At 65.1% G+C, this 12,791-nt stretch carries 12 protein-coding genes; 4 read left to right on the top strand and 8 right to left on the bottom strand.

From position 1 onward, the window contains the following. The 4 genes from A5759_RS04875 to A5759_RS04860 form a co-directional block, all read right to left on the bottom strand. Window positions 1–270: a metal-sensitive transcriptional regulator gene (locus A5759_RS04875; protein ID WP_068194583.1), complete on the bottom strand. Its 270-nt coding sequence runs from the start codon at window positions 268–270 to the stop codon at window positions 1–3. Between the two features lie 120 nt (window positions 271–390). Further along, window positions 391–2,727, bottom strand: coding sequence for a cation-translocating P-type ATPase (locus A5759_RS04870; protein ID WP_068194580.1), 2,337 nt, complete (start codon window positions 2,725–2,727; stop codon window positions 391–393). A gap of 38 nt (window positions 2,728–2,765) precedes the next feature. After that, entirely contained in the window at window positions 2,766–3,695 is a 930-nt protein-coding gene (locus tag A5759_RS04865; protein WP_231984548.1) for a heavy-metal-associated domain-containing protein, read from the bottom strand. Between the two features lie 23 nt (window positions 3,696–3,718). Continuing rightward, entirely contained in the window at window positions 3,719–3,928 is a 210-nt protein-coding gene (locus A5759_RS04860; protein WP_068194618.1) for a heavy-metal-associated domain-containing protein, read from the bottom strand. A 512-nt stretch (window positions 3,929–4,440) separates the two neighbouring features. Here A5759_RS04860 and A5759_RS04855 point away from each other — a divergent pair. Next, a complete protein-coding gene (locus A5759_RS04855; RefSeq protein ID WP_197505957.1) occupies window positions 4,441–6,843 on the top strand; it encodes a cation-translocating P-type ATPase in 2,403 nt (800 codons plus the stop codon). Between the two features lie 410 nt (window positions 6,844–7,253). On the opposite strand, the gene A5759_RS26545 is transcribed toward A5759_RS04855, so the two are convergent. Next, window positions 7,254–7,385 (bottom strand): hypothetical protein, encoded by a 132-nt coding sequence (locus A5759_RS26545; protein WP_369816168.1) that lies wholly within the window; start codon window positions 7,383–7,385, stop codon window positions 7,254–7,256. Window positions 7,386–7,393: 8 nt separating this feature from the next. Continuing rightward, window positions 7,394–7,774 (bottom strand): ATP-binding protein, encoded by a 381-nt coding sequence (locus A5759_RS26295; protein ID WP_369816166.1) that lies wholly within the window; start codon window positions 7,772–7,774, stop codon window positions 7,394–7,396. On the opposite strand from A5759_RS26295, the gene A5759_RS26290 reads away from it, so the two are divergent. The 3 genes from A5759_RS26290 to A5759_RS04845 all read left to right on the top strand — a co-directional run bounded on the left by A5759_RS26290 (window position 7,760) and on the right by A5759_RS04845 (window position 10,523). Then, on the top strand, window positions 7,760–8,038 hold the full coding sequence (locus A5759_RS26290; RefSeq protein ID WP_231984547.1) for a hypothetical protein: 279 nt from the start codon (window positions 7,760–7,762) through the stop codon (window positions 8,036–8,038). The two genes, A5759_RS26295 and A5759_RS26290, sit on opposite strands and share 15 nt — an antisense overlap. Before the next feature lie 92 nt (window positions 8,039–8,130). Beyond that, complete coding sequence (locus tag A5759_RS26445) at window positions 8,131–8,256, top strand: hypothetical protein (protein WP_255391125.1); 126 nt, start codon at window positions 8,131–8,133, stop codon at window positions 8,254–8,256. Next, window positions 8,253–10,523 carry a recombinase family protein gene (locus tag A5759_RS04845; protein WP_068194566.1) on the top strand — a complete coding sequence of 757 codons (2,271 nt, stop codon included), beginning with the start codon at window positions 8,253–8,255 and terminating at the stop codon, window positions 10,521–10,523. The genes A5759_RS26445 and A5759_RS04845 overlap by 4 nt, the downstream gene beginning before the upstream one ends. Before the next feature lie 15 nt (window positions 10,524–10,538). Here the strand turns inward: A5759_RS04845 and A5759_RS04840 are convergent, their stop codons facing one another. After that, window positions 10,539–10,907, bottom strand: a complete 369-nt coding sequence (locus A5759_RS04840) for an ATP-binding protein (RefSeq protein WP_197505956.1) — start codon at window positions 10,905–10,907, stop codon at window positions 10,539–10,541. After that, the gene (locus tag A5759_RS04835) at window positions 10,904–12,445 is read right to left on the bottom strand and encodes an IS21 family transposase (RefSeq protein ID WP_369816165.1); all 1,542 of its coding nucleotides are present in this window, start codon (window positions 12,443–12,445) and stop codon (window positions 10,904–10,906) included. Before A5759_RS04835 ends, A5759_RS04840 begins: the two co-directional genes overlap by 4 nt. Window positions 12,446–12,791 lie beyond the last annotated feature (346 nt).

The raw sequence follows: 12,791 nt of genomic DNA, 5'->3' as shown, positions 1-12,791 counted from the left end.
TTAGGAGCGCACCAGTCTGGCGATGGCGTCGGTGGCCTCCTTGATCTTCGCGTCCGCCTCCGCGCCGCCTGCGTGCGCTGCGTCGATGACGCAGTGTCTGAGGTGATCATCAAGCAGGGCCAGTGCGACCGCTTGCAACGCACGGGTCAAAGCGCTTACCTGGGTGAGGATATCGATGCAGTACTGCTCCTCCTCGACCATCCTCTGCACTCCGCGGACCTGACCTTCGATGCGTCTGATGCGGTCGAGGTAGCGGTCTTTACTGGTCATGTAGCCGTGATGGGGCGAGGCTGACGATGATACTGGTGGCGGCTGTGTTGTGGGGTTCAACGTGGCCTCCTTCAAGGGGTTTCGGGTCCGTCGTTCTTCCGTTGGTACGTTGGTCAGCGGTCAGACTGCTCTGCGCGCCTCTGCCAATTCCGGAATGTGGGGCTGCGGGGCGACGACCGACGGTGCGGCACCGTCGGTCTGGCTACCGAACGACCGCAACCGCAGGCTGTTGCCAACGACGAAGACGCTCGAGAACGCCATCGCTGCACCGGCCAGCATCGGGTTGAGTAACCCCACTGCGGCTAGAGGTATCGCCGCGACATTATACGCGAACGCCCAGAACAAGTTCGTTTTGATTGTGCGTAATGTCTTGCGCGACAGCCGGATCGCATCAGCAGCGCTGCGCAGATCCCCGCGCACCAGCGTGATGTCGGCGGCTTCGATGGCGACGTCGGTGCCGGTGCCCATTGCCAGGCCAAGGTCGGCCTGCGCTAGTGCCGCGGCGTCATTGACGCCGTCGCCCACCATCGCGACGACTTTGCCGTCGGCTTGTAGCTGGCGGATCACATCCACCTTGTCCTGGGGAAGCACTTCGGCGATGACACGGTCAATGCCGACTTCGGCGCCGATTTCGTGGGCCACGGTTGCGTTGTCGCCGGTGAGCAGCATCGGCGTCAAACCAAGAGCGGTGAACTGAGAGATGGCTTCGGCACTGGTCGGCTTCACTTGATCTGCTATTGCCAGCAGACCTCGGGATTGGCCATCCCATCCGACCGCCACTACGGTCTTGCCGGCGCGCTCAGCGTGAGCTTTCGCGTCGGCCAGCTCCGGCGAGAGCCGCTGTGACCAGTCGGCCAGCAGTGAGTCCCGGCCGACGACGACGGCGTGCCCGCCGACAGTGCCCTGCACGCCTTTGCCTTCCACATTGGTGAAGTCCTCTACGGTCGGCAATGCGCCCACCTCGCGAGCGGCGCCGGTGGCAATCGCCTTGGCGATGGGATGCTCGGAGGCATCCTCGAGGGCGCCGGCAAACCTCAACAGCTCGGCACGGTCGGTGCCTTCGGTGGGAATGACATCGATCAAAGTCATTTCGCCGGTCGTGACGGTGCCGGTTTTATCCAAGACGACCGTGTCGATACGGCGCGTGGACTCCAACACTTCGGGGCCTTTGATCAGGATGCCCAACTGGGCGCCGCGCCCCGTGCCGACCAACAGCGCCGTCGGTGTGGCCAGCCCCAATGCGCAGGGGCAGGCGATGATCAGCACCGCCACAGCCGCGGTGAAGGCCGCGCTCACCGGGAATCCTGCGCCAAGCCAGGCGCCGAGTGCCGCGACGGAGATCGCGATCACCACGGGCACAAAGACTCCCGACACTCTGTCGGCCAGTCGCTGCACCTGCGCCTTGCCGGACTGAGCGTTCTCAACCAGCTTGGCCATCTGCGCCAGTTGGGTGTCCGACCCGACGCGAGTGGCGCGCACGACCAGGCGGCCACCGGCATTGACGGTGGCGCCTGTGACCGTGTCACCTTCGGTGACCTCCACGGGCACCGATTCGCCGGTCAGCATTGACGCGTCGATGGCGGAGGTTCCCGACACCACCACACCGTCGGTGGCGATCTTTTCCCCGGGCCGCACCACGAACACATCACCGACCGCGAGCTGATCGATCGGTATGCGGGACTCGACGCCATCGCGGACGACAGCTACCTCCTTGGCGCCCAGCTGTAACAGGGATCGCAGCGCCGCACCTGCCTGCCGTTTGGATCGCTTCTCGAAATAGCGTCCGGCCAGAACGAACATCGTGACGCCGGCGGCCACCTCGAGGTAAATATTGGCGGCGCCGTCGGTGGGGGTGACGGTGAGCGAAAAGCCGTGGGTCATGCCTGGGATGCCGGCGGTTCCGAGGAACAATGCATACAGCGACCAGAGCAGCGCCGCTGTGGTGCCGAGCGAAATCAGGGTGTCCATGGTGGCGGTGCCGTGACGCAGGTTGATCAGGGCCGCCTTGTGGAATGGCCAGGCGGCCCACACGACCACCGGGGCGGCCAGTGCGAGGGATGCCCACTGCCAGTACGTGATCTGCAGCGCAGGGACCATCGCCATCGCGATGACCGGCACGGACAGTACGATTGCACCGATCAGCCGGTTCCGCAGCGCGGTGAGCTCGGGATCGGATGCGTCCTGTGCGTCGGTGTCAGGGGTGGCGTCGTCGGCCGCGTGGGGCACCGCAGCGGTGTAGCCCGTCTTTTCGACCTCGGCGATCAATGCTTCGGTACCGATTTCAGGTAGTGCGCTGATCTGGGCCTTCTCGGTGGCGTAGTTCACCGTGGCGGTGACACCGTCGAGTCTGTTGAGTTTTCGCTCGATGCGCGACGCACAGGAAGCGCATGTCATTCCGCCGATGTCGAGTTCGATGTGGGTGCGCGTCGATTCCGGCTGGGCCGAAGATGTTGGCATCGGTAACTCCTTCCAGTCGCGATTGGGCGGGTCGCGGGCTAGCGGTCGCCATGGTCTTCGCCAACACCGGTGCGGTGATCGGCGGTAGAGGCTCGCGTCGATGCGGCATCCACAGCGAAGTGCGCCGTCCGAACCCTGCCGTCCACTTGGAAATCGAGGTAAAGCAGATAGCGACCGGGGGTGGGTGCCTCGACGAGAAACCGCATCTGCTCGACAGGGGTGCCCTTGGCGGGGATATCTCCTTGTGGGTGCGCGTGCAGGTAGGCGAGGTCGCCCTGCCGCAGCGCCACCAGGTGACCGACTGCGCCTAGGTACGGCTGCACCGAGGTCACCGGTTGGCCGCCGCGACTGATGCGGGCCGACAACTCCGAAACTGATCCGGCCGACAAATTCCCCGTGAGGGTTACCTCCATGCCATCGACCACAGCGCGCGAGGATGGTGGGGCGACCGGTGTGGGGACATAGGGACCGGCGACCTCCACCGTGCGGGTCAAAGTGACGGCGGGTTGCTTCGTGCGGCCTTCGGGCACGAAGTCGGCGTAGATACGGTAGGTGCCGGCAGCACTCCATGCCCATGGCAAGGACCACACACCCTGTGGGTTCATGACCGGATGTTCGTGGCGGTATTGGGTGCCATCCGAGCGGACCACGATCATGTGCATCTGCTTATCGTGGGAGACTGCGTACTCGGTGAGCGCCTGGCCGTCGACGTCGATGATCTGGAAGGCCATAACGCCCGGCGTAGCGACTCGACCCGGCGCGGTGACAACGCTGAGCCTGTAACCCTGCTCTTCGATGGACAATCCGGGCAATGCGGCGCCGAAAGACTCCGAACCGCTGTTTTCTTCGGGTTGGCCGTGGGAGGCACGTGCGTTCTGCGTCCAAGCCGAAACGACCGTTTCGGGCACCGCGGCGCCCGAGACGGCGGCAGCGGCGCCGAACAACAACGCGAGACCGACGCCGAACATTCCGAGCCTGGCAGGGACATTCATCAGGTCCGGACCGCCGCGTACCCGGCCTCACCGACGGCCGCGAGCACGGCGGCGTCGTCGATCGGCTCATCGCTGGTGACGACCAGCTTGCCGGTCGCCGCATTGACTTCAACTTGCTGGACGCCCTCAACCGCGCTGACTTCCTCCTGAACTGACATCTCGCAGTGAGCGCATGTCATCCCGGTGACACGATATTCGCTTCTCGTCATGGTCATCCTCCTTCTCACTGGCGCACCCGGCGGGGGCGAGCAGCTGGCAGTTCTGCCTGGTTTGTGAACAGTGACAACCGGTTCGGTCGCCTGTGCTTACTCCTATGGCAGACGCAACACCTGTTCGCACTCAGCCTTAACCTTATACCCTGTGGGGGTATTCCAGAAACCTGTGCTGAAGCATTCGCCATCTGTAGTCGTCGGCACGCTGGACTATGCCGGTTTTCTATGCGTAAGGGGTTCCGCCGCGGACGCCGATGGGCTGAACGAATGAGGATCGCGACGCCGAACTCTAACGCGTGACCGCTCAGGGCGACTGGAGGTAGCGCGCGGGAGTCTTCTCTTTATTGAGTCTTCATCGGACGCCAATCGCAGCCATACCGTAACGGTGAAAACTGGCGCATGCCAGGGCGACACAACCGCCTGTGGTTTTGCTGCGCGCGCGTGCGAGCAGATTGGCGAGTGGAAGCGAAAACTGAGCATATGCCCGCCCCGTCCGAGGAAGCCACGTGATGACTGAAACAACCGTTCTGGAGGTCGGGGGGCTGCATTGGGCTACCTCGGAGCCGGTGATCGAGAACACTTTGATGCGTCGGCCGGGTGTGAACGCGGTGACGGCCAACGCCGCCAATCAGACCGCCACGGTCTCCTACGACCCGGCGCAGACGTCGGTGGCGGAGCTAGCGCAGTGGGTGCGCGAATGTGGGTTTCATTGTCAGGGCCGCTCGGTTCCCGACCATGTGTGTGATCCCCTGGCCGATCCCGGTGATGACCGTGCTGCCGCACGCCACGATGCGCCGCAGGTTGCGGGCGGATTCGAAGATCATCGGGCTAGCGGCGACCGGACGCGCTCACCGCAGGAGTTGATGGGCCACGGCGGACACGGCGGCGCGTCGATGGAGGACATGGTTCGCGACATGCGGAACCGGTTCCTCGTGGCGTTGGTGCTGTCGATCCCGATCATGTTGTGGTCACCGATGGGCCGCGACATGTTCGGCTTCAGCGTGCCGGCCCCGTTCGGGCTGCGCGATGACGTCTTCACGCTGCTGCTGAGTCTGCCGGTCGTTTTCTACTCGGCGTGGATCTTCTTCGACGGCGCGTGGCGGGCGCTGCGCGCCCGCACCCTGGACATGATGGTGCTCGTCGCCGTCGCGGTCGGCGCGGGGTGGCTTTACAGTGTCGGCGTCACCCTGACCGGCGGCGGTGAGGTGTTCTACGAAGCCGCGTCGATACTCACCGCCTTCGTGCTGTTGGGTCACTGGTTCGAGATGCGCGCGCGTGGCGGCGCCAACGACGCGATTCGCAGGCTGCTGGAGTTGGCGCCGCCGATGGCGGTGGTGCTGCGCGACAGCCAACCCGTTGAAGTGCCCACCGCCGAGGTGGTTGTCGGTGATCTCCTCCTGATTCGTCCCGGCGCGAAGATCCCGGTGGACGGCACTGTCGCCGAAGGCCATTCCGAGGTCGATGAATCCATGGTCACCGGCGAGAGTCTCCCAGTGGCCAAGGATCCGGGGTCCACGGTGATCGGAGCGTCAATCAACACCACCGGCACGCTGCGGGTGCGCGCCACCAAGGTGGGCTCTGAGACGGTGCTGGCACAGATCGTGGAGATGGTCCAGAAAGCGCAGAACTCGAAGGCACCCGGGCAGCGGTTGGCCGACCGGGCGGCCTTCTGGTTGGTATTCGTTGCGCTGATCGGTGGCACCGCGACCTTCCTGGTTTGGTTGGCCGTGGGGGCCGAGGTACAGACCGCGTTGCTGTTCGCCATCACCGTCGTGGTTATCACCTGTCCCGACGCCCTCGGATTGGCCACCCCGACGGCGATCATGGTCGGCACGGGACTGGGTGCCAAACGGGGTGTGCTGTTCAAGAACGCCACGGCACTGGAAGCCTCGGCACGCGTCGACACCGTGGTGATGGACAAGACCGGCACCCTGACGAAAGGCGAGCCGGAAGTCACCGACGTTGTCACCGACGGCATGAGCGAAGAGGAGATGCTGGCGCTGGTCGCTGCGCTGGAAGCCGAGTCTGAGCACCCGTTGGCGGCGGCGATCGTGCGGTACGCGGCCGAACGGGGGATTACTCCCCGGGAGTTGACCGGGTTTCGCAATGTGCCCGGCCATGGCGCCACTGCTGAGGTAGCCGGGCTTCGTGTGGCGGTAGGCAACCGCAAGCTGATGGTCGAGGAGAACGCCGAGTTCGGCGCGTTGATGGACCGCCGCGACGAACTGGCATCCACCGGCCGAACCGCGGTGCTCGTTTCGGTCGACGGCCGAGGGGTCGGGGTGGTGGCGCTGGCGGACGCCGCCCGGGAGACGTCTGCGGCAGCGGTGCAGGCGCTGCATGACCTCGGAGTCGAGGTGGTGATGCTCAGCGGCGACAATGAGGCGACTGCCAGGCGTATCGCCGCCCAATTGGGTATCGACGCCGTCATCGCCGAGGTGCTCCCCGAGGACAAGGCCGCCAACATCGCCGCTCTGCAACGCCTCGGCAAGAAGGTCGCAATGGTCGGCGACGGAGTCAACGACGCGCCCGCCCTGGCCCAGGCAGATCTCGGTGTGGCGATCGGCGCCGGGACCGACGTCGCTATCGAGACCGCCGATTTAGTGCTCATGCGCTCCGATCCGCTCGACGTGCCGATCGCATTGCGCATCGGCCGTGCAACGCTGCGCAAGATGCGTCAAAATCTGGGCTGGGCTGTCGGATACAACGTCATCGCGCTGCCGATTGCCGCCGGGGTATTCGAGCCCGCCTTTGGTCTGGTGCTGCGTCCCGAAATCGCCGCCCTGTCCATGTCGGGCTCGAGCCTCATCGTGGCCGTGAACGCATTGCTGCTCAAACGGCTGAAGCTGCCCACCGCCGAGCCGGAGATGTCCAATACTGCCGCCGTTAAGGCCGACGGCACCACCGCTTGATTCTTATACACCATTATCCGGGTGCGGGACACTGCGTCCAGGACGGCCCCACGAGGTTGAAACCGCAATTCGTCGATCCGCGCAAGGTTGGTAGTCGCCGGTAATGACTTTGTGCTTCAACGTTATCCGACCCAGCTGCCTCTCTGTATACCCCGGCATAGTGACGTCGATGCGGCAGACATTGTCTGGGCTCGATGGGTTGCAACAGTTGACCTCGGCCGTTCGCGCGACCAGTGGATCGGAGGTGACCTTGCGTGGGTGGTCATCGACAGTACAGTCCGGTAACTGTCAGCAGGCTCGGCAGCAGACTGACGGCGTGGCCTGAAAACCCGGTCGGAGCCCAGTGTCGTGTCATTTGCCAGGGTGATGGGACCACCGTTTAGCCGCGGGGTAGGGACCACCTGTTTGGCTCAGTGGGGATGATCTGTGGTTGGCGGCGAGCTGTCAACTGAAGGCCTTTGGCGTTGTCGGTAAGACGGTCCCTCGACGATGAGTTCGTGGGCGGTGGAGGTGAGTCGGTCGACGGCGGATTCGGCGAGCATCGCGTCGGTCATGACCGAGAGCCATTGTCGGGTCCGCGATTTGAGGTCACGATGGTCGCGCTGCGTTGATGTCGGGCGACAACCAGTTCGTAGAAGTCGGCGGTGGCCATAGCGTCGAGCGGTTGCAGCGCGAAGTCATCGATGATGAGAAGGCGGACTTGAGCCAGGCGTCGCATCTCGGCTTCGGTGCTGTTGTCGAGTCGAGATGCTTTCAGTCGCTTGAACATTGCATCAGCACGCAGCATCAGGGTCGGGATGCGACGGCGCACTGCGATGTGGCCCGGCGCGGTCGCCAGGTGCGTTTTACCGACACCGACAGTGAAGGCGACAGACTGCAACAGTTGCGTGCGGTCTTGCCGTGTGAGGTGCGGGTGGTGGCTGAGACGCACCCGTTGTTCGGTCGGCTGTTGGCGGCGAAGTCGTTCAAGCGGTGGAACGGCGTGTTGTTGTTGGTGATCGATTTGCCCGACGGCTCGCCGGGCACGATCCGTTGCGATGCCACCGATGTGTTGGGTGTCGTGGAGCCGGGCCCGCGGTCGGTGCTGGATGCCGCTGGGCTGCGGGCGCTGCACCGGTTGGTGGTGCAGATGGCGACGCGTGCCGAAGTCGACGTGTCGGGGGTGGGCGCGCAAGTAGGTTCGCCTCGTCCCTGATCGCGGTCACGACTACAGGAGAGTGAACCCACTTGCGCGCTATGAGAGTAGCTGTTCCACGCCAGCTTGCCTTTGGGCTGGGCGATTTACCCGTGCCGGCCTGCCGTTGGCAGGCACTTCCCGAGGAGACCCGAACCCAGGTGCTGGCGTTGTTGGCCCGGCTGATCGCCCGCGGCGCGCTGGCCGAGGACGCAAGCTCAGAGGTGGGTGAGCGATGACTGGCCAGAGGTCGGCGGGGGCGCCGGTGCCGTCGCTATTGTTGTCGACCGAGAAGGTCACTGTGTCACACCGCTCGCGGGATGCGTATGTCTATGTCCGCCAGTCGACACCGTCGCAGATGATTCATCACACCGAATCCCTTGCCCGACAATACGAATTGCGTGAGCGGGCGGTGATGCTGGGGTGGCCCACCCATCAGGTCGTGGTGATCGATGCCGATCTGGGCCGCTCGGGGGCGCATACCGCCGGGCGGACCGGGTTCAAGGAGTTGGTCGCCGATGTCGGTCTAGGCAAGGTCGGGATCGTGTTGGGCATCGAGGTGTCGCGGCTGGCACGCAACAACGCCGACTGGTATCAACTGCTGGATTTGTGCGCTATCACCGACACTCTGATCGCCGATGCCGACGGGGTGTATCACCCCGCCGATTTCAACGACCGCCTGGTGCTGGGGCTCAAGGGCACGATGTCGGAGGCTGAGCTGCACCTGATCCGATCCCGCCTGACTGCCGGATTGAAGCATAAGGCGGCCAGAGGTGAACTGCGGCAGGGTCTTCCGGTCGGCTTGGATTACGACGAGGACGACAAGGTGGTGCTATGCCCCGACGAGGCGGTGCGCGAGGCGATCAGCACGGTGTTCCGCCGCTTCGACGAACTGGGCTCCGCTCGCCAAGTGCTGATCCGGTTGCGCGAAGACGGTGTGCTGCTCCCGCGCCGGCGCAACGGCTCCAAACGAATCTTCTGGGCCCAGGCCACCTACCCTGCCGTGCACGACCTGCTGACCAACCCGGCCTATGCCGGGGCGTTCGTGTTCGGCCGCACCCGCACCGAGAAGCGGGTCGACCCCGAAACCGGGACGGTGCATGCTCGGGATCGGCTGGTGCCGCGCGAGCAGTGGGAGGTGCTGATCCCCGATCACCATCGCGGGTTCATCACCTGGGAGACCTTCGAGGCCAACACCGCACGGCTGCGCGGCAATTGGTGCCGCCCCCGAGAGTTGGCCGGTGGCGCGGTGCGGGAGGGCCGGGCGCTGCTGCAGGGACTGTTGCGCTGCGGGCGGTGCGGGCGGATCATGCAAACCTCCTATTCGGGCACCAAGGGCAACTGCCCACGGTATGTGTGTGCCCGCGCCAAACAGCTCTACGCCGGTGAACACGTCTGCCAGAGCATCGGCGGCATCCGGTTGGAGAACACCGTCCTCGACGAACTGTTCACCGTCCTGGAACCGGCAGCCCTGACCGCCACCGCCCAAGCATTGGCCGAAGCCGACACCCACCATCGGCGCGATCTCGCGGTGTTGGAGTTGGGAGTCGAACGGGCCCGCTACGAAGCCGACCGCGCGCAACGTCAATTCGACAACGTCGAACCGGAGAACCGTTTGGTGGCACGAACACTGGAGACCACGTTGGAGTCGAAGCTGGCCGGGGTCCGCGCCGCGGAGAACAATCTGGCCGCCCGACGCGCCCGGCGCCCGGTGGCGCTGACCGAACAGGAACTGGCCTGGATCAGCACCGCCGGCGCGGACGTACGCGCGGTGTTCGACGCCCCCACCACCACCCTGCGGGAACGCAAACAACTCATCCGCGCAGTGATCGACGAGATCGCCATCACCGTTGACGCTCAACAGCGCGTCGCTCGACTGCGGATCCTGTGGCAGGGCGGGGCGGGCACCGAGGTGTCGATGCCGATGACCAAACCAGGTCAGCATCTGCGGGTGACCGACGAGGCCACCGTGGCCCTGGTGCGCCGCCTGGCCGAGCACTACGAGGACCGCACCATCGCCGCGATCCTGGCCAAGCAGAAGCGCCGCACCGCGACCGGCCTACCGTTCACCCGGGCACGGGTGGCAATCCTGCGGGCCGGCCACGACATCCCGGTCTACCAGCCGCCAGTACCGGATGTCGGAGCCGACTGCGACGATGTCGTCGTGGTCACCATCACCGACGCCGAACACATCCTCGGCGTCTCCCGGGCCACCCTGTACCGCTGGATCCGCGACGGATTCGTCACCGCCGAACAGATCACCCCCGGCGCACCCTGGCGCATCCGCATCGATCAGGCACTGCGGGATCGGATCCGACCCGAGGTTCCCGCAGGCTGGCTCGGTCTCGACGAGGCCGCCGCAGCGCTCGGCGTGGCCCGACAGACCGTGTTGCACAAGGTCCAACGCGGCGAACTGCAAGCCGTCCACGTCAACCGCGGACGCCGCAAAGGGCTCCGCATCCAGGTCGAACCCGACCAGCATGGACTGTTCGACACACCCCGATAGAAGGAGAGTGCAGTGCTAACCAGCCTCGGGCGCCCCGAGGACCACCGCACCGTGGGCGGCGTCGAGGAACCGCAGACTGGTCAGATCAGTCCACAGGGTCCGGTCGTAGCGCACGGCAGCGTTTTCGTTCCAGGTGTCCAACCGCATCGCGGGGTCCAGGCCGGCAGCGCGGGCTCGCCGCGCTGCTGAGCTGGTGTCGCGGCGGGTCGCTTCGTCGGCGAGGACCAGTTCGAGGAACGCAGCGTGGGACAGGTGTTGTTGACGTGCCAGGGCGAGCCGATCGGGCAGGGTGTCGAGTATCGGTGAGAGTTTGAGTTGGCGCATCACCTTCTTCAGATCGGCCGAGAGCGGGTCGCTGACAACCTCTTTGGTTGGTTTGGTCACCACAGTCCCTCCTGATCCTGGTCGTCGGTGGTGCCGCCGTCGATGACGTGCAACCAGTCCGGCCGGGACGCGCAGCGCGGTGTGGGGCGGTAGTCGCGGGGGTCGCGGGCGAAGCGGGCCGCCGCCAGTCCGGAGGCGGCCCCCGGCGGCGGCACCGGACTGTTCTCGATGGCCTGCTCCAGCATGGCGGCGATCTTGGTCACCGACACGACATCGAGATCCAGTGCGCGTCCGCAGGCGGTGTCCACCGGGGCTGGGCCGTAACGCTTGACCAGTCCGAGCAGTCGATACACCTGCCGCATCCTGGTCCAGGGCAGGTCGTGGTCGAGCAGTCGTTCAGTGTGATTGCCGATATTCGGGCCGTGACCGGCCGCGGTGGCGATGAGGCGGTGCAGATCCCGCATCGCGTAGCCGGTCTTGTCTGCGGGCAGATCAGCCGGGTCGGTGGACCGGGTGCCGGCGGGCTGGCGCGGATGAGTCTTGATCAGCTGTCCGTGATGATAGAACTTGGCCAACTCATCATCGGCACGCGCAGAGATCGTCTGTCCGCGCAGGTGGTGCGGGATCGAATACAACGCCTTGCCAGCTGAACGTGATAGTCGCGGGCCACTTTGACCTTGGCATACACCGGCACCGCATACCGCACCGAGGGCCCGGCCAACAGCGCCGGGGCTTCCTGCTCGGCGAACACCACTGCCGGCTGGGCGCAGGTGGTGCCGTGGATACGCCGCCCGGCTTTCTGGGCGCAACCACACCTGGGCACGGTCCTGGGCGTCAGCGAGGTCGGTGAACTCTTCGCCGGCGAAGAAGTTGTTGCGGACGTACTGCACCATCCGCTCGACACGCGGTTTGTCTTGCGGGTGAGCGACCCGGGCCGGGTCGGTGGCGAATCCGCGGGCCTGGGCGTATTCCAGCCATCCGACGGTGAACCGAGGGTTCACCGAATCAGCATGGGCCACAACCGTACTCATGTTGTCGGGGATGAGGACTTTGAAGACGCCGCCGAAGAAATCCCACGCCGCTTCGCAGCCGTCGATCACGGCGGTCAGGGTTTGGGAGAACGTCAACCACACGAACATGTGCCGCGAATACACCGCGGTGAAGATCAGCGCATGCACCACCCGACGCCGTCCCGTCACGCTGTCGAACAGCATCCCCATCCGGGCGAAGTCGATCTGACATTCCATCCCAGGCTCGCCATCGACGACGGGCACCGTCCCACCGCGGCGGCGACCCTGATACTGGGTGTGTTCCTGGCAGTAGCGGTGCAGCGTGCGTTGCGGGACGATCACGCCTTGGCGGGCCAGCAGGTCACCGATCTTGACCACTGTCAGGCCGTTGTCGATCCACTGGTTGATCTGATCGTGGTTGGCGCACAGCACTTCCCACACTTGTCCATACCCGTGGGGGCGGTCGGGGCGCACCACGGTGACCACCGCGCCGATCAACGCGTCGTCGAGTTGATCAACACCACCGGCCCGGTCCAGGCCCGCGGCCACCGCGGCCTCGACATAGCGGCGGGCGGTTTTGCGATCCACCCCGGCCTGGGTAGCCACCACGCGCAGTCCGTCGCCTGCCAGCCACCTCCGAAGTACTTCACGAATCTCGACCACTGAAACCTCCCGAAACATCCGCGGACCCCTTCACATGCATCGATGTGAAAACGATCCGATCCAGTTATCGAGCGGCCCTCGACGCGACACGCCGGTGGTCCCATTACTGGCAATCAGGTGGTCCCATGACCGTGGCTAAACCCAGCTCAAACCGGTCCCATCACCGTGGCGGGCGACACAGTGTCGAAAGACCTGGGACTGTGGAAATAACGGTGTTTCCGGCACTGACACGCTGAGCGAAGCTCGGCGAGGAAGGTGCCATGATGACGAC

This window comes from Mycobacterium sp. 852014-52144_SCH5372336 (assembly GCF_001665615.1).
Lineage (GTDB): Bacteria > Actinomycetota > Actinomycetes > Mycobacteriales > Mycobacteriaceae > Mycobacterium > Mycobacterium neumannii_A.
Note: the sequence above shows the minus strand (reverse complement) of the source record. Positions and strands in the feature narration are given on the sequence as shown.

What these genes read in the sequence shown, in the direction of transcription:
- A5759_RS26545 (WP_369816168.1), bottom strand. Translation starts at nt 7,385, where the DNA reads ATGCTCGCCGAATCCGCCGTCGACCGACTCACCTCCACCGCCCACGAA.
- A5759_RS04870 (WP_068194580.1), bottom strand. Translation starts at nt 2,727, where the DNA reads ATGCCAACATCTTCGGCCCAGCCGGAATCGACGCGCACCCACATCGAA.
- A5759_RS04845 (WP_068194566.1), top strand. Translation starts at nt 8,253, where the DNA reads ATGACTGGCCAGAGGTCGGCGGGGGCGCCGGTGCCGTCGCTATTGTTG.
- A5759_RS04875 (WP_068194583.1), bottom strand. Translation starts at nt 270, where the DNA reads ATGACCAGTAAAGACCGCTACCTCGACCGCATCAGACGCATCGAAGGT.
- A5759_RS04865 (WP_231984548.1), bottom strand. Translation starts at nt 3,695, where the DNA reads ATGTTCGGCGTCGGTCTCGCGTTGTTGTTCGGCGCCGCTGCCGCCGTC.
- A5759_RS04855 (WP_197505957.1), top strand. Translation starts at nt 4,441, where the DNA reads ATGACTGAAACAACCGTTCTGGAGGTCGGGGGGCTGCATTGGGCTACC.
- A5759_RS04860 (WP_068194618.1), bottom strand. Translation starts at nt 3,928, where the DNA reads ATGACGAGAAGCGAATATCGTGTCACCGGGATGACATGCGCTCACTGC.